This is a genomic window from Mesorhizobium sp. KR9-304 (assembly GCF_040049215.1).
Classification (GTDB): Bacteria; Pseudomonadota; Alphaproteobacteria; order Rhizobiales; family Rhizobiaceae; genus Mesorhizobium_K.
Genome location: NZ_JBDZDN010000001.1, coordinates 775,150 through 791,410 on the forward strand (window position 1 = coordinate 775,150; position 16,261 = coordinate 791,410).

At 65.5% G+C, this 16,261-nt stretch carries 17 protein-coding genes; 8 read left to right on the forward strand and 9 right to left on the reverse strand.

All coding sequences use genetic code 11. The annotated features are described in order from the left end of the window. Window positions 1-65 precede the first annotated feature (65 nt). The 8 genes from ABLE71_RS03705 to ABLE71_RS03740 form a co-directional block, all read right to left on the reverse strand. On the reverse strand, window positions 66-998 hold the full coding sequence (locus tag ABLE71_RS03705; RefSeq protein WP_348782001.1) for an acyltransferase domain-containing protein: 933 nt from the start codon (window positions 996-998) through the stop codon (window positions 66-68). Continuing rightward, window positions 995-1,891 carry a triphosphoribosyl-dephospho-CoA synthase MdcB gene (gene mdcB, locus ABLE71_RS03710; protein ID WP_348782002.1) on the reverse strand — a complete coding sequence of 299 codons (897 nt, stop codon included), beginning with the start codon at window positions 1,889-1,891 and terminating at the stop codon, window positions 995-997. Before mdcB ends, ABLE71_RS03705 begins: the two co-directional genes overlap by 4 nt. Then, entirely contained in the window at window positions 1,867-2,544 is a 678-nt protein-coding gene (gene mdcG / locus ABLE71_RS03715) for a malonate decarboxylase holo-[acyl-carrier-protein] synthase (protein WP_348782003.1), read from the reverse strand. Before mdcG ends, mdcB begins: the two co-directional genes overlap by 25 nt. Further along, the gene (locus tag ABLE71_RS03720; RefSeq protein WP_348782004.1) at window positions 2,537-3,268 is read right to left on the reverse strand and encodes a biotin-independent malonate decarboxylase subunit gamma; all 732 of its coding nucleotides are present in this window, start codon (window positions 3,266-3,268) and stop codon (window positions 2,537-2,539) included. Before ABLE71_RS03720 ends, mdcG begins: the two co-directional genes overlap by 8 nt. Beyond that, window positions 3,255-4,184, reverse strand: a complete 930-nt coding sequence (locus tag ABLE71_RS03725; RefSeq protein ID WP_348782005.1) for a biotin-independent malonate decarboxylase subunit beta — start codon at window positions 4,182-4,184, stop codon at window positions 3,255-3,257. Before ABLE71_RS03725 ends, ABLE71_RS03720 begins: the two co-directional genes overlap by 14 nt. Continuing rightward, window positions 4,177-4,494 carry a malonate decarboxylase acyl carrier protein gene (mdcC, locus tag ABLE71_RS03730; protein WP_348782006.1) on the reverse strand — a complete coding sequence of 106 codons (318 nt, stop codon included), beginning with the start codon at window positions 4,492-4,494 and terminating at the stop codon, window positions 4,177-4,179. Before mdcC ends, ABLE71_RS03725 begins: the two co-directional genes overlap by 8 nt. Before the next feature lie 12 nt (window positions 4,495-4,506). Continuing rightward, complete coding sequence (gene mdcA / locus ABLE71_RS03735) at window positions 4,507-6,177, reverse strand: malonate decarboxylase subunit alpha (RefSeq protein WP_348782007.1); 1,671 nt, start codon at window positions 6,175-6,177, stop codon at window positions 4,507-4,509. 66 nt (window positions 6,178-6,243) lie between these two features. Beyond that, complete coding sequence (locus ABLE71_RS03740; RefSeq protein WP_348782008.1) at window positions 6,244-7,029, reverse strand: alpha/beta hydrolase; 786 nt, start codon at window positions 7,027-7,029, stop codon at window positions 6,244-6,246. A gap of 404 nt (window positions 7,030-7,433) precedes the next feature. Here ABLE71_RS03740 and ABLE71_RS03745 point away from each other — a divergent pair, with 404 nt between their 5' ends. From ABLE71_RS03745 to ABLE71_RS03780, 8 genes are all read left to right on the forward strand, one after another. Continuing rightward, window positions 7,434-8,600, forward strand: coding sequence for an AEC family transporter (locus tag ABLE71_RS03745; protein WP_348782009.1), 1,167 nt, complete (start codon window positions 7,434-7,436; stop codon window positions 8,598-8,600). 129 nt (window positions 8,601-8,729) lie between these two features. Further along, window positions 8,730-9,158: a hypothetical protein gene (locus ABLE71_RS03750; RefSeq protein WP_348782010.1), complete on the forward strand. Its 429-nt coding sequence runs from the start codon at window positions 8,730-8,732 to the stop codon at window positions 9,156-9,158. 44 nt (window positions 9,159-9,202) lie between these two features. Further along, window positions 9,203-9,652, forward strand: a complete 450-nt coding sequence (locus ABLE71_RS03755; protein WP_348782011.1) for a universal stress protein — start codon at window positions 9,203-9,205, stop codon at window positions 9,650-9,652. Between the two features lie 40 nt (window positions 9,653-9,692). Beyond that, window positions 9,693-10,529, forward strand: coding sequence for a universal stress protein (locus ABLE71_RS03760; protein ID WP_348782012.1), 837 nt, complete (start codon window positions 9,693-9,695; stop codon window positions 10,527-10,529). Between the two features lie 306 nt (window positions 10,530-10,835). Then, on the forward strand, window positions 10,836-12,155 hold the full coding sequence (locus ABLE71_RS03765) for an NAD(P)H-dependent oxidoreductase (RefSeq protein WP_348782013.1): 1,320 nt from the start codon (window positions 10,836-10,838) through the stop codon (window positions 12,153-12,155). 2 nt (window positions 12,156-12,157) lie between these two features. Beyond that, window positions 12,158-13,189: a thiamine pyrophosphate-dependent dehydrogenase E1 component subunit alpha gene (locus ABLE71_RS03770; RefSeq protein WP_348782014.1), complete on the forward strand. Its 1,032-nt coding sequence runs from the start codon at window positions 12,158-12,160 to the stop codon at window positions 13,187-13,189. A 2-nt stretch (window positions 13,190-13,191) separates the two neighbouring features. Further along, window positions 13,192-14,190 carry an alpha-ketoacid dehydrogenase subunit beta gene (locus tag ABLE71_RS03775; RefSeq protein WP_348782015.1) on the forward strand — a complete coding sequence of 333 codons (999 nt, stop codon included), beginning with the start codon at window positions 13,192-13,194 and terminating at the stop codon, window positions 14,188-14,190. Further along, window positions 14,190-15,554 carry a pyruvate dehydrogenase complex dihydrolipoamide acetyltransferase gene (locus ABLE71_RS03780; protein ID WP_348782016.1) on the forward strand — a complete coding sequence of 455 codons (1,365 nt, stop codon included), beginning with the start codon at window positions 14,190-14,192 and terminating at the stop codon, window positions 15,552-15,554. The genes ABLE71_RS03775 and ABLE71_RS03780 overlap by 1 nt, the downstream gene beginning before the upstream one ends. A 28-nt stretch (window positions 15,555-15,582) precedes the next feature. On the opposite strand, the gene ABLE71_RS03785 is transcribed toward ABLE71_RS03780, so the two are convergent. Beyond that, on the reverse strand, window positions 15,583-16,242 hold the full coding sequence (locus tag ABLE71_RS03785) for an HAD family phosphatase (protein WP_348782017.1): 660 nt from the start codon (window positions 16,240-16,242) through the stop codon (window positions 15,583-15,585). Window positions 16,243-16,261: the final 19 nt, after the last annotated feature.

A 16,261-nucleotide genomic window follows, 5' to 3' on the forward strand; every position in this document is an offset into this window, starting at 1 on the left:
CAGATCGAAGCGCTCGACTGGGACTTCAGATGGCGTCGGCATGTCTCACCGGCTCGTCTTCGCCTTCAAGGCGCCGCTTCCATCCAGCGGCGCAGCCCGGCGACGGAGCGGAAATCGGCGGCGCTGCGTGCCGGTATACCGGGCTCGAACTCGGTCATCATCCGGGCCAATGCATCGCCGGGCCCCAGTTCGAGCACGCGGGACGGCCGGGAGGCACGGCACGCATCCATGCAGGCCGCCCAATCAATGGTCGTCGAGACCTGTGCGGCGAGCTTGACTAAACCATCGGCAACGCTGCGAACCGGCCTTCCGTCAATCCCGCTGATCAGCCGCACGTCGCGCGGCAAAGCGGCTTCCGCGTCGATTTCCGTCAGCAGCTCGCCGAAGCGTTCGCTCGCGCCCTTGAGAGCAGGCGTATGCGAGGCAACGTGGACGGGCAGCATCGTCGCTCGGGTGGCGCCGTGTGCCGTGGCGTCCGTCAGTGCCCGCTGGAGATCCGCCGCTCGTCCCCCGACGATGAAGTGGAGCAGGCCGTTGACGATAGCGACGTCGAGCCCGTGGGCGCGGCAAAGTCCATCGACCACATCGCGCCGCAGGCCGACGATGGCGGCGAGCCCGGAGGGCTCGCGCGTCGCCCCGTCCATGACGGCAGCGCGGCGCACCACGAGGTCGAAGGCGCTCGACGCGTCGATGACGCCGGCGACCGCCCAGGCCGGCACTTCGCCCGCGCTGTAGCCGGCGACGATCAGCGGGCGCGGAACTGATGGGCCGACTACGACCCAAACGGCAAGCGCCGCCGCGCAGCAGAGCACCTGGGCAACGTCGTTGCGGTGTATGATGTCGCCACCCTGCCGGACAAGATCGCGCGGATCACGGTTGCCGAGCACGCGGCCGGCGGCCGCGAAGACAGGAGCCGCCGCAGGCTCGGAGGCGACAAGGTCGAACATACCCGACCTTTGGTTGCCTTGCCCCGAGCAAAGAATAGCGATGCCGCTCACAGCCCGTTCTCAAGGCGGTCGAGGAAGATCGTCACCGCCAGCAGATCGGCCGAGCCGCCCGGGCTGAGGCGCCGCGCCACGAACCTGCGGTGCACGGTCGTGGCATGGGCGAGCCAGTCCGCGCCGCCGACGCCTCCGGCAAGAAGGAAATCGCTGGCCGCGCGGCGTGCGTCGCGCAGCCCCTCCACCCCGCCGCGGTGGAGCAAGTTGGTATCCTCCATCGCCGCCAGCAATGCGAAGAAGGCGTGCACGCGCGCGGGCTCCTCCTTGCCCGCAAGCGCCCGTCCGGCCCGCAGTGCGGGCAGGCCGATCCGCAGGGCATGCGGAAATCCGCTCGCCGCCTCGGCCCGGGCGCCGCCTGAGCCGAAGCGCCGCAGCGCGGCGCTGCCGTGGCTGTTCAGCGGGATCGGGCCGCGCATGATGTCACGGCCCCAGCGCTCCGCGACTGTCCGTGCCAGCCACTCTGCCGAAAGGCAGGACCGCTCGGCGCGTGCTGCGCCAGCGGCCGCACAGAGCAGCCCCAACGCGAAGATTGCGCCTCGATGCGTGTTTGCGCCGCCGGTGACGGCCAGCATGGCGTCTTCCGCGAGCCGTCCGATTCGCCGCAACTCATCCATGTCGGCCCCGGCCCCGCCGGCATCGGCAAGCTCGGCATAGAAGGGCCGAAGCACGTCGATGCTGCGAAGGAAGGTGCCGTAGTCCATGTCGTCATGGCTGCCATTGTCGAACGGGCTGACGAGCCCCGGCTTGGGCCATGTGTCGAGCTCGGCGAGCAGCGCGTCCGCCGCCATGCCGCCGAACCGATCGGCGTCGACAGGCGCTAACGATGCCCGCCCGTGCGCCGGGGGGCGCTTCGCCAAACCTTCAGTCAGACGAAGAGATGTCGTGCGCATCTTAGCTCCGTTCCATGCATTGATTTGACCAGGACCGTGCCGCCGGGGCGGGCGAGTTCGCCGCGCAGTTCGCGCCAGTTCACCGCTTCGCCGTTGTTGAGGATGATCTCCCCATCGAGCCGGGCCGGGCCGGCGTCGTCGAGCGCCGCGAGACTGTCGAGCAACTCATCCAGCCCCTCACGGCACGGCGCCTGCCAGATGAGGTCGATGTCGGAGTCGGATCGCACATAGGCGAGCCCGGTCAGATGCTGCCAGAGCAGCGCGCCGAAGACGGCCGGCCGTAGCCCTAACCGCCTCCCAAGATCGGCAGCGGCCTCCAATTGTGGGCACAGCTGCGCGGGGGCCGACCGAGCTGTCTCGGCAGGGGACACGGACGCGACGTTGGTAGCTGTGCACCCGGCTGAGAGGAGGAAGCCAAGCCTCATCTTGCCGAGCGCGGGCGGCAGGGGGAGTCCGACGGCGATCGCGCACTCATCGTCGCCCGTCGTGCCCCCGCGCACGATCACCGGCCAGCCGCGCCGGGCCCAACCTTCGACCAGCCGACGGGACTCGTCGGCCAGACAGTGGAGGCTACCGGAGGCGAGGAGCATGTCCCTCCAAGCCCCGGGCTCTACGCGCAGCAGATCATGGCGGCGATACCCATGGCTAGGCATGGTGGTCGCCAGACGCTTGCCACGCCACGCGCCGTGCGATCTGCGCGGCGATCGGCCGGCCGCCGCGCTCGGCGCCGAGCGTGTCCCTCATATCGCGCGCGGGAAAGGCCGCCAGCGTGGCTTCGAGTTGATCGGCGAGCGGCTTCGCGGGATCCCAGACCTCGGCAACCGCGCCGACCGCGGTCATGGAGGCAAGGCCCGGCGAGAAGACCGGCGTTGTCTTCGACATATGCTTCAGCTTGTCCTCCGGAAGCTTGGTCACGCGCGCCATGGAGGGCAGGTCCATGACCGCCGGCTCGGCTCCCGGCAGAGCGATAAGCACGTCTGTGGCGAGCGCTGTTGCCAGGAAGGCGCCGGCGACGGCCTTGCCGTAGTTCAGCCCGATGGTGGAATGGCCGCCGCGGCTCGCAAGCAGAAGGCATTTGGCGAGATGGGCAAGATATTCGTTGAGCCCGAGCATCTCGTCGCGACGGGACATGAGCTGGCCCTGCGTGTCGACAAGGACGAGAATCGGCGCCGTGCCGCCCCCTGCAAGAATGTCGAGCACGCGCGCGGCCAGCGGCAGGACGCCGGCAATGCCGAGCGCCTCGCCGTCGGCGATGCCGATCAATTCGACGGGACGTCCGTCCGCACGGCGGCCGGTTCCGAGGATCAGATGATCCGGGCGGGTGACGACGTCGTGGCCGGCGGGGAACAGGCCGGCGAGAATCTCAGCGAGCGTCATGATCGGCTCCTTCCACACCGGCGACGAGCGCCGTGAAGGCCTCGTCGTCCATGTTCCGCACGGATTGGGAATCGGGAATCGCGAGAGCGCTCCACATCTGCGCGGCGCTCTCGCAAGCACCGAGGCGCTTCACGCGCGCCGCAAGCCGGACCTGCTCGGCCTGGAGCGTCGCGAGGTCGAAGGCGGGCACCCTGTCCATGACGGCGAGCGCGGCCTGGCGGAAGGCAGCGACGGTGTCCCCGCAATAGGCGTCGGCGCCGCCGATCAGGCGGCGGCTGCGTCCGCCGGTCACGCTCCACACCAGCGCCTTGTCCTGCGAGTCGAACTCCTCGACCCCCTTATTGGTCTCGATCACCTCGGGACCCGTCACGCCGGTGCGCCCCTGTTCGGAAAGGACGATCCGCGAGCAGGTCGCCGCGGTCAGCCCCGCCCCGCCGAAGGCGCCGGCCCGCCCTCCCACCAGGGCGATAACCGTGACACCGGCTGCCCGCGCCTCGACGATGGCACGCATGACCTCGGCCACTGCGAGCTCGCCGGCATTGGCCTCCTGCAGGCGCACCCCGCCGCTGTCGAGCAGCAGGAGGACCGTGCGCGGCAGCTTCGCATCGTCGCGCACGGCGCGCAGCAGGCCGACGAGCTTGGCCCCGCTCACCTCGGCGAAGGTGCCACCCATGAACTGGCCCTCCTGAGCGGCGACGAGCACCTCGTGGCCCTCCAGTTCGCCGCGTCCGACGATCATGCCGTCGTCGAAGGCCGCCGGCAGGTCGAACAGCGCGAGATGCGGGCTCATTGCCCGCTCCGTGGGCGGCAGGAACTCGGTGAAGCTGCCCGAATCGAGCAGTCCCGCGAGACGCTCGCGGGCGGTCGAGAGGAACCAACTCGCGGTATCGGAAGCGGAATGCTTGGTGTCACTCATGGCCAGCCTCCATGGTCCGAACGCCCTGCAGCAGCCGCAGCATCACCGTGTCGGGCCGCGCCCCCCCATCATTGATGGAAATGCGCAGGCCGCCGGGGGAGGCCCGCTCCACGAAATCCGCGACGACCGCCTTCCACACCTCGCCATAGCCACGCACCGGGGTTGCGATCTCCACCGTGCACTCGGTATCGGGCAACGTGCGCTCGAGAAGGACTTCGAGATTGCCGGAGCCGACGACGCCGACGATGACGCTGCCCGCCGTGCCGGCGGCGGGAGCACGGGTCACGTGGCGGAACTTGATGGTTTCCATAGGCCTGCCTCCTCACCAGTTGCGGAATTTGCGCGGCGGGTCATAGAGATTGCCCGACCAGCGCATCAGCTCCTTGATCGAGCGCGCGGCGAGCAGGCTCCGGTTGGCGTCGAGCGGGTCGATTCCGAGATCTTCGGGCCGCTGGATCACCTTGCGCGCGCGCAGTCCCTCCACCGTCTTGGCGTCGCGTGCGCGGCCGACATCGGTATAGCCGGCGACGCCGCGGATCGCCTGCTCGCGCTCATAGGCGCCGCGGCAGAGCAAGAGGTTGGCGATGCCTTCCTCGGTAACGATGTGGCTGACGTCGTCGCCATAGATCATCACCGGTGGAAGCGCGAGGTCGAGCGACTTGGCGAGCTCGATGCTGTCCAGGCTCTCAACGAAAGCGGGCACGAGTTTCTCGCCGAAGGTCTCGACGATCTGGACGACGAGCTTGCGTCCGCGCGGCAGCACCGTCCCCTCTCCCGCCGCCTCGCGCCCGGCTTTGAGCCAGGGTGGGCTTGCATGGCGGCGCCCGCGCGGGTCCGAGCCCATGTTCGGCGCTCCGCCGAAGCCGGCGATGCGATCCTTGGTGAAGGTCGAGGAATTGCCGGCGAGGTCGATCTGCAGGGTCGAGCCAATGAACAGATCGGTCGCATAGAGCCCGGCCGACTGGCAATACATGCGGTTCGAGGCCATCGAACCGTCGCGGCCGGTGAAAAAGACGTCCGGCCGGGCGCGCATGTAGTCGTCCATGCCGACTTCCGAGCCGAAGCTGTGGACCTGTTCGACCCAGCCCGACTCTATGGCGGGAATGAGGGTTGGATGCGGGTTGAGGGCGAAGTGGGTGGCGATCTTCCCCTTGAGTCCCAGCCGCTCGGCATAGGTCGGCAGGATCAGCTCGATCGCGGCTGTATTGAACCCGATGCCATGGTTCAGCCGCTTCACGCCGTATGGTTCGTAGATGCCCTTTATCGCCAGCATGGCGCCAAGGATCTGCGTCTCGGTGATCTGCGCCGGATCACGCGTGAACAGCGGCTCGACATAGAAGGGCTCGGGCGCGACCACGACGAAATCCACCCGGTCGCCCGGCACATCGACGCGCGGCACCTTGTCGACCAGCTCGTTGACCTGGGCGATGACGATGCCCTGCTTGAAAGCAGTTGCCTCGATGACGACGGGCGAGTCCTCTGTGTTGGGACCCATATAGAGGTTGCCGTCGCGATCCGCGCATCGCGCCACGGTGAGCGCCACATGCGGGGTAAGATCGACGAAATAGCGCGAGAACAGTTCGAGATAGGTATGCACGGCGCCGAGTTCGATCTTGCCGGCCTTGAGCGCCCGCGCGATCGCCGCGCCCTGCGGGCCGGAATAGGAGAAATCGAGCTTCCTCGCAATGCCGGCCTCGAACAGTTCGAGATGTTCGGCCAGCACCACGCCGGACTGCACGATGTGCAGGTCCTTCACCACAGAGGGGTCGACCTCCGCGAGGCGGGCGGCGAGGAAGTCCGCCTGCTTCTGGTTGTCGCCCTCGAGGCAGACTCGGTCGCCGGGTCGGACCACCGCCTCCAGCAGCTTCGTTGTATCTCCGGGTGCGACCTGCTTGCCGCGAGCATGGGCGCTGCCGGCGGCGATGCGCTGCTCGCGTGACTGGCGCAAAGCGTCCCAGATTCTGGTCGACGAGATGGTCGAAAGGACGGTCATGGCGGAACCTCGTGCACCGACGGAAGCCGTCGCATGGCTGACGCCGTGCGACGGCTTGGACTGCGTTCAGTTCGTCTTCTCTCCGACCTGCCGCGCTGCTTCCTCGATCACACCGGCGACGGGCTGCGGGTGGGATTCGTAGACCGAATGGCTGGCGCCGTCGACAACGATGAAAGGCGCCTTGGCGCGTTCATAGTAGAAGCGCTCAAGGTCGGGATTGATGATCTGGTCATTGCCGGCGACGATGCCCCAGCTCGGCTTGGTCTTCCAGGCGGCGGCGGTCAGCGGGGTGTTGAACACCTCCGCCTTGGCGAGGACCTGAGAGCGGGACTCGAACTCGGCCTGTTCGCGCTGAAGATCAGGGGCGAACAGCTTGGGGAACAGTTCGGGGTCGAGGTAGGTGTAGCCGTCCGGCGTCACCTTGATGGCGCCTTCGGTCTTGGCCAGCACGCTCGGCGTCTTCTTGCCAAGCTCGCCTTCATCCTCGCCTACGTCGGGGGCATGAGCAGCGACATAAACAAGGCCCACGACCTTCGGGTGCACGCCGGCCTCGGTGATGATCGAGCCGCCGTAGGAGTGACCGACCAGGATGGTCGGACCATCCTGCATGTCGAGCACGCGCTTGGCGGCGGCAACGTCGTCCTGGAACGACGTTTCCGGCTCCTGAACCATCGAAACTTGGAAGCCCTTCTTCGTCAGAATCTCGTAGACCGGCTTCCAGCCGGACCCATCGACCCAGGCGCCGTGCACCAGGACGATGTTCTTGATCGGTTCGGCCACCGCCGCAGCGGGAGCGATGAGGGCAAGAGAAGACGCCACTATGGCGGCGGAACAGATATGGCGAAATGACATGGCAGCACCTCGGCGGTTGGGTTGACGTTCAGAAACTGCGAACGTCCCGGATGCTGTCATGCTGACGAACGGAGTGCGCGTTAAGATGGGTAAATAGTTGCATGCCGACGCCATGAGCTTGCTCGCCGCTCCAAAGCAGAAACAGCGCCCTTGTCTTGCCTGCTCCATCTTCGAGGCGCTCGGCTGTCGGTCCTCAACAACACTTTCCAACAATTTACAGGCAGCAGGCGTCGGCCTGTGCGAGCCTGTGCTTCCGATCACGAATTGATGTCGTCGCGACGCTGAGGACTTATCCAGATGCAGCTCTCGAACAGCATTCTGTTTGATATGGACAAGGCTGGCTGCGTGTCCGGTCCAAACGAAGTCACCCACGACCGGCACTGCAGAGCGCAGAGCGCCACGGATTGCGCGCGATCTCAGATAGCCGACGCCCTCACGGCAATCCTTTTCCAAGCCGAGGCAATCCGGTTGGGAATTGCGGTTGGAGGCTTGGCCGAGGGCGAGCTGGATCTGTCGGTTCGACACATCATCAAGAGCGCAAAGCGCGTGTGGAGCATCCTGGGGGATATCCAGGAGGCGACCTGCATCTGCAGGAAGCCGCCGTCATGACTGCCAATACAATCCTGCTCGCGCTCGCCCCGATCTTTTTCGTCACTCTTGTTGGCTACGGCGCCGGAAGACTCCGGATCGCCGAAAACCATCATGTGGACGGCCTGAACGCGCTCGTAATGAGCGTCGCCCTGCCCGCCTCACTGTTCGTGGCGACAGCATCCGCACCGCGAAGCGAGATGCTGGAGCAAGCACCACTTTTCCTGATCCTCGGCTTCGTGATGCTGCTCGTTCATCTCGCCTGGTATTTTTTTGTCCGTGCGTCTTCGGACGTTTCGAAGGCTGACGCGGCCCTTCAGGCCCTGACTGTCTCTTTCCCGAATTTGGCCGGCGTTGGTCTCCCCATAGCAGCTGCCGTTGTCGGACCCGGCGGCACAGTTCCCGTCGCTGTCGCGCTTGCCGCCGGCTCGATCATCGTCAGCCCGCTGTCTTTGATCTTGGTCGAACTGACTACCAGGAAATCGAAGGAGGAAATGCCGGCCGGCTCCGTGGGCCAGGTTTGGCGGGCATTCCTGCGTTCGGTGACGAAGCCGGTCATTCTGGCTCCCGCAGCCGGCGTTCTGTATTCCCTTGCGGGGCTTGAGCTGGCTTCCGTCGCCAAGGCGAGCCTCATGCTCGTCGGAGTCGCCGCCCCTGGCGTGGCACTGTTCCTGACCGGCCTCATACTCTCGTCGCAACCCTTTCGCCTGAACTGGAAGGTGGTTGCCGCGACGGGGCTTGCCGATATCGGCCGGCCTATCTTGGCTGCGGCAGTCGTGTCGGCTTTGCCGATCTCCACCGAAACTGCGAAGATAGCCATTCTGATCTGCGCTGTGCCGTCGGGCTTCTTCGGCATTCTCTTTGCCGTGAACTATCGCCTCGACTACGCTGCAATCGGTTCGATGGTCATCGCGAGCACTCTTTTCAGCATCGTCACGCTGGCAACCGTCATAGCGCTGCTTTTTCCCACTTTAGGCAGCTGACATCTGTTCGCGCACCATCTCAACGGGACCAGCATGCCGGCGGCGGTGAGATCTCGCCTCCAGGGAGGTTGGCCACGTTGATCTCGATCAATCCGGCTGCGCGCTCGATATCGTAGCTTGCGGCGAGCCTTGAAGATACTCGGCGTTGATCGCAAAATCAGGACCACGAGCATGACATCATCCAGTGAACTCGGCCCAGCCTTTCGTCACGTGCGGCTGTTGCTGGCGCGTGAGGCGGGACATCCCGCGGGTGACAGAGAAGAAGGATATGACCTCCTCATCCCCCTCGGCGCCGACGGAAAACTGGACGCGGACGAATGGAAGAAGCATCAGGACCACTGCCGGGTGCGCGGATTCCAGGCGGGCACTGAAGAACGCATCGGACGGTTGCGCCGCAAACCCGGCGGAAGCTGGTATATTGATTACGAGAAAGGCGAGCAGGACGACGAAACGGGCTTCCGCTTCGGTGAGGAACGCTTCGTGATGGGCGAATACATATCCATCGCAAAAGACGGAAAAATGCATACCTATCAGGTCGCCAGGGTGGAAAAGCCCTGACACTCCGCCAGGTAGCGGTCACATCCGAACAAGGAGTCGCGATCTTGTACAAGCACATCCTCATTTCAACCGACGGGTCGGACGTTGCCCAAAAAGGCGTCGACCATGGCCTTTCGCTGGCCAAGAGCCTCGGCGCCAGGGTCACCATCATCACGGTGACCGAACCGTTTCCTTTTCATGCCAGCGCCGCGGGCGCGGGCTGGGTGCCTGGTCCCACCGACATTGCAGGGTATGAGGAGGGGCAAAAGCGGTTTGCCGACAAGGTCATTGCGGCGGTGAAGGAAGCTGCCGGCAAGCTCGGCCTCGAAGCCAAGACCCTGCATGTGCCGGACGCCCGGCCGGCGGAGGCAATCGTCGATGCCGCGAAGTCAGAAGGCTGCAGCCTGATCGTGATGGCATCGCATGGCCGGCGGGGCCTTGGGCGCCTGTTGCTCGGCAGCCAGACCGCGGAGGTGCTCGCGCATAGTCCAGTGCCGGTGCTCGTGGTACGCTGATCCGCCAGCGGGATCGCCTCAAAGTACAGGAGCCGTCGTCATGAAGCTGCAGACATTCTTGCCTCTGGTCACATATCCGGACGCCAGTTCCGATGCGGCAATCGCCAATGCGGCGGCGGTGTCCAGGTTGCTGAGCGCCGAGCTAAACGTGCTTGCCCTCGAAGTGGACATACCGGAGGTGTCGAATGCGCTGTCGCGCATGCTTCTTGACCTGCCCACAATGATCCGCGAAGCCGAAAAGCTCAGCGCGCAGCAGGGCTCCAGACTGTTGGCGCTCGCCAAGACGAAGGCCGATGGAGCCGCGATCGTCGCAAGGACCGGAGCAGTCGCATGCCAATTGCACTTGCTCGGCGAGACGGCGGCGGACCATGCACGATATTCGGATCTGGCGCTGGTCGGCCTGGAAGCGGAAAATCCAGGCACTCGCATGGTTGCGGAGGCCGTCATATTCGGGTCTGGCCGCCCGACCATGCTGATGCCGGCCGGCAAACCGGTGGAAAAGCTGGATCGCATTGCGATCGCGTGGGACGGCAGCCGTGTCGCGGCCCGCGCAGTGGCGGACGCACGGCATATGCTGGAGCGCGCTTCCGCGGTCAGCGTCATCACGGTCACGGATGAAAAGCCGCTCAAGGATCAGGATGCCGGAAAGCGCCTTGCGGCAAGTTTGCGGCAAGGCGGGCTCAAGGCGGAGTTCTCGGCAATTCTCGCGGAGGACTGCCCCATCGCCGAGACGCTGCAACAACATGCGATTGGCACGGGCGCCGATCTGCTCGTCATGGGCGGGTATGGCCATTCGCGTTTGCGAGACTTCGTGCTCGGCGGAGCCACAGAGGGCGTGCTCACCGATTTACGGCTTCCGGTCCTGCTGTCCCATTGACCGCTATCGGGCCAAGCCGTTGGCCATATCGGCCGCCTGCCGATACCGGATAGAAATTTCGGCCGCCGGATCATGCTTGGCGCCATTAGCAATTTGCGGCGTTGCGTCCCTACCCGGCGGATCGGAGCCGTCGTGGCGGAGAGCCGAGTCACACGCACCTGAAGCCTGATCCGTATATTCCGCGTTGTGTCTCCTGCGTGGCCGCCATACGCAGTCCATATCTAATTGGCCGCTTGTGAACATTTCGCTTGATCGAAAGACATATGTTCACTAGGGATTGGCGGCCGAGCGAGGAGGAGTTCGCGCATGAGCATAAACATTTCACCGACCGGCCTGGCGCGCGACCTCAGGGAGCGCGGCAAATCCGGAAAGCCTATCCGTATCGGCCTGATCGGGTCCGGCGAGATGGGCACCGACATCGTCACCCGCGTCGCGCATATGGACGGCATCGAGATCGGCGCGATCGCCGAACTCAACCTCCCGAACGCCGTCAAGGCCGTCGACATCGCCTACCAGGAAAAGGGCCACTCGGCCGAGGCCGGCAGCGCGTCGGCCCTGACCAAGGCCATGGAATCGGGCAAGATCGCCGTCACCGGCGACCCCAGCCTCGTCATCGGCAGCGACCTCATCGACGTCGTCATCGACGCGACCGGCGTGCCGGCGGTCGGCGCTGAGATCGGCCTGCGCGCCATGGAGCACGGCAAACATCTGGTGATGATGAATGTCGAGGCCGACGTCACCATCGGCGCCTACCTGAAGAGCGAGGCCGACCGGCTTGGCGTCACCTATTCGCTCGGCGCCGGCGACGAACCCTCCTCCTGCATGGAACTGATCGAATTCGTCTCCGCCATGGGCCATCCGATCGTGGCGGCCGGCAAGGGCAAGAACAACCCACTCAATGTCGACGCGACGCCGCCGGACTACGAGGAAGAAGCCGCGCGCCGGCACATGAACGTGCGCATGCTGGTCGAGTTCGTCGATGGCTCCAAGACCATGGTCGAGATGGCGGCGATCGCCAACGCGACCGGCCTGGTGCCCGACAAGCCAGGCATGCACGGGCCGGCCGCGACGCTCGGCGAACTGTCCAAGGTCCTGGTGCCGCAGAAGGATGGAGGGGTGCTGTCGAAGGTCGGCGTCGTCGACTATTCGATCGGCAAGGGCGTGGCGCCCGGCGTCTTCGTCATCGCCGACATGTCGCACCCGCGCATCTCCGAGCGCATGGAAGATCTGAAGATGGGCAAGGGCCCCTACTTCACCTTCCACCGCCCCTATCACCTGACTTCGCTCGAAGTGCCGCTGACCTGCGCGCGCGTCGTGCTTTACGGCAGGGCCGACATGGTGCCGCTGGCGAAACCGGTCGCCGAGGTCTGCGCCGTCGCCAAGAAGGACCTCAAGCCCGGCGACAGGCTCGATGCGATCGGCGAGTACTGCTACCGCGCCTGGATTATGACGGCTGAAGAGGCACGCGCCGCCAAGGCGATCCCCTGCGGCCTGCTGCAGGGCGGCTCGGTGACCGCGCCGGTCAAGAAAGGCGAGCTGATTACTTACCAGAATGCGGCGCCGGTACCCGGCTCAAAAATCGCGGAGCTCAGGGCGCGCCAGGACAGACTGGTCTACGGAGCATAGCAATGGCCACCGCCAGGAAGCTCGCCGACGCCGAAACGCCGTCCAACCTGCCTTTCGCCTACCGGCATTACAGCGCCGACCAGCTCAAGGACGTGCTGCGCAAGATGTATCTGATCCGCCGCTTCGAGGAAGGCGCGGAGGACTGCTACACGCGCGGACTGATCCACGGAACGATGCACCTCTCCATCGGCCAGGAAGCGAGCGCAATGGGCATCTGCATGCCGCTCACGGTCGAGGATCAGATCACCTCGACGCATCGCGGCCACGGGCATTGCATCGCCAAGGGCGCTGACGTGAAAAGGATGTTCGCCGAGTTCTTCGGCAAGACGACCGGCTACTGCAGGGGCCGCGGCGGCTCGATGCACATCGCCGACGTGTCGATGGGCAATCTCGGCGCCAACGGCATCGTGGCGGGCGGGATTCCGATCGCGGTCGGCGCCGCGCTGTCGTCCAAGCGGATGAAGACCGGCAAGGTGGTCGTCTCCTTCTTCGGCGACGGCGCCAACAACGAGGGCGCCTTCCACGAGGCGCTGAACATGGCCTCGATCTGGAAGCTGCCTGTCATCTTCGTCTGCGAGAACAACGGCTACGGCATGTCGACGTCCACCGCCCGCTCGACCGCGGTGAAGAACATCGCCGACCGCGCGGGCGCCTATTCGATGCCGGGCGTCATCGTCAACGGCAACATCTTTTCGGAGGTCGCGGAGGCCTCCCATGCGGCGGTCGAGCGGGCGCGCGCCGGCGAAGGCCCGACGCTGATCGAGTCCAAGACCTACCGTTACCGCGGCCACTCCAAGAGCGACCGCAACCGCTACCGCACCAAGGAGGAGATCGAAGACTGGATCTCCAACCGCGATCCGATCGCGCTGTTCGAGGCCGATCTCAAGGAGTTCGGCATCGTCGACGACAGGGGCATCGAAGCGATCCGCGAAGACGTGCGCGCCGAAATCGAGGCCGGCATCGAGTTCGCCAAGGCGAGCCCCTCCCCCGACATCCGCGACCTGGAAGAATTCGTCTACACGGAACCGGCCTGACCATGGACGCGACGCCGCGCGAGCTCAGTTATTCGCAAGCCATCCAGGAAGCCATGGCGATCGCCATGGAAGCCGACGAACGCGTCTTCCTGATGGGCGAGGACATCGGCGTCTATGGCGGCGCCTTCCAGGTGACGGGCGATCTCGTCGAGCGCTTCGGGGCGGATCGCGTCATTGACACGCCGATCTCCGAGCTTGGCGGCGCCGGCGTCGCCGTCGGCGCTGCGATGACCGGCATGCGGCCGATCTTCGAGTTCCAGTTCTCGGATTTCGCCACGCTGGCGATGGAGCAGATCGTCAACCAGGCGGCCAAGATGCGTTTCATGCTGGGCGGCGAGGTCTCGGTACCCGTCGTGATGCGCTTTCCGGCCGGCTCGGGAACAGGCGCGGCGGCTCAGCACAGCCAGAGCCTGGAAGCCTGGCTCGGCCACGTTCCCGGCCTCAAGGTCATCCAGCCGGCGACGCCGCATGACGCCAAGGGCATGCTGCTGGCGGCAATCGCCGATCCCGACCCCGTCATGATCTTCGAGCACAAGCTGCTCTACAAGATGAAGGGGCCGGTGCCGGAGGGCCACTACACGGTGCCGATCGGCAAGGCCGAGGTCCGGCGCGAGGGCAGCGACCTCACCATCGTCGCGACCTCGATCATGGTGCACAAGGCGCTTGAGGCCGCGGAGACGCTGGCCGCCGAAGGCATCGACATCGAAGTGGTCGACCTCAGAACCATCCGTCCGATGGACAAGGCCACCATCATCGCGAGCGTCAAGAAAACGTCGCGGCTTCTCTGCGTCTACGAGGCGGTGAAGACTCTCGGCATAGGCGCCGAGGTCAGCGCGACCATCGCCGAGAGCGAGGCGTTCGACTATCTCGACGCTCCGATCGTGCGGCTGGGCGGGACGGAGACGCCTGTCCCCTACAATCCCGAACTCGAGAAGGCCACAGTGCCTCAGGTGCACGACATCGTCGCCGCCGCGCGCGATCTCGTGCGCGGAAAGCGCTGATGCCGGTCGAAGTCATCCTGCCCAAGGTCGACATGGACATGGCGACCGGCCAGATCTCGCGCTGGTTCGTTGCCGAGGGCGCGACTGTGAAGCAGGGCGACCTGTTGTTCGAGATCGAGACCGACAAGGCCGCGATGGAGATCGACTCGCCGGCCGGAGGCATCGTCCGCGACATCGTCGGCAAGGAAGGCATGGACATTCCGGTCGGCGCGCCGGTGGCGTGGATCTATGCCGAGGGCGAGGCGTATCAAGGTTCGAAGGCTGAGCGCTCCAGCTCTGCGCTCAAGGAAGGTGGCGACGCCGAGCAAGGCGCAGGAGCCCCGCCAACGGTCGAAAGCGTTTCTAGGGCGTCCTCCCAAGACGCTGCCACGCTGGCCGCGCCGTCCGTTCCGCACGCTGCGGACGAGGCGGGCGCAGTCCGCGCGACTCCCCTTGCCCGCCGGCTGGCGCGTGAGAACGGCATCGCGTTGTCGGATATCACCGGTTCCGGTCCGCATGGCCGCGTGGTGAAGGCGGATGTCGAGGCTGCGGCCAGGACACCCCCCTCTGGCCTGCCGGCCATCTCCCCCTCGAGGGGGGAGACTACGCCTGCATCCACACCCGCGTCGAAGCCGATGTCTGACGACGCAGTCCTGCGCCTGTTCGAGCAAGGCTCCTACGAGCTCGTCCCGCACGATAATATGAGGAAGACCATCGCGCGGCGTCTGGTCGAGGCGAAGTCGACCATCCCGCATTTCTACCTGACGCTCGACTGCGAGATCGACGCGCTGTTGAAGCTGCGCGCCGAGATCAACGCGGCGGCCCCTGTCAAGAAGACCGAGAAGGGCGAGGAGCCGGCCTACAAGGTCTCGGTCAACGACATGGTCATCAAGGCGATGGCGCTGGCGCTGCGCGACGTGCCCTCGGCCAACGTGTCGTGGACCGAAAGCGCGATGGTCCAGCACAGGCATGCCGATGTCGGCGTCGCCGTCTCCATCCCTGGCGGGCTGATCACGCCGATCATCCGCCGCGCCGAGGAAAAGACGCTGTCGGTGATCGCCAACGAGATGAAGGACCTCGCCGCGCGGGCCCGCAACAAGAAGCTGAAGCCGGAGGAGTATCAGGGCGGCACCACCGCCGTTTCCAACCTCGGTATGTTCGGCATCAAGGATTTTTCGGCCGTCATCAACCCGCCGCATGCGACGATCCTGGCTGTGGGCGCGGGCGAGGAACGTGCCGTCGTGAAGAAAGGACAGGTCGTTGCCGCCACCATCATGTCGGTGACGCTGTCGACCGACCACCGCGCCGTCGACGGCGCGCTCGGCGCCGAACTGCTCGCCGCCTTCAAGCGCCGCATCGAGAACCCGCTGGGCATACTGGTGTAGCTAGGCAGGCGCGCCCTGCAGGTCGGCGTCAGCGCAAAAAGCCGCGCGCTTCCAGTTCCCGCCGTACCGCGTGCCAGTTCGCACAGGCGGCGAGCGCGCCGCGCGACATCAGCCTCTCTGCGTGCCCGTCATAGGTGTGGCCGCCGCCGGTGTAGCCGATCGCGGTCATGTTCGCCGCGACCGCACCCTCGACGCCGAACGGGGAATCCTCGATTACCACGCAGCACGACGGGTCCGCTCCCATCTTTTCTGCTGCGTGGAGAAAAATATCCGGAGCGGGCTTGCCGCGCTTCACCATGGACGAACTGAAGACAGCCTCCCCGAAGAACGGCGCCAGTCCCGTGATTTCCAGGCTGTGATGGATACGCTCGAGCGACGATGAAGATGCAACGCAGCGCTCCACCGACAGTGCTTCGAGAAAGTGTCTAAGTCCCTCGGTCTCCGCCAGTTTCTCCGTGAACAGCTGCTTGGTTTCGGCCCAGATGTCGTCATGCGCGTGGTCCGGAAACTGGTGGCCCGTCAATTCCTTGATCTTCACGATGATGTCGGCCTGCTTCATGCCTATGCACTGCGCGATGATGTCGGCGCCGACGCCGCTCATGCCGTGCTTCTCGTAGACACGCTCATAGGCTTCCGCCGCCAGCGGCTCGCTGTCGACAAGCACGCCGTCGCAATCGAAGATGATCAATCTATCCGCCAAGAGAAAC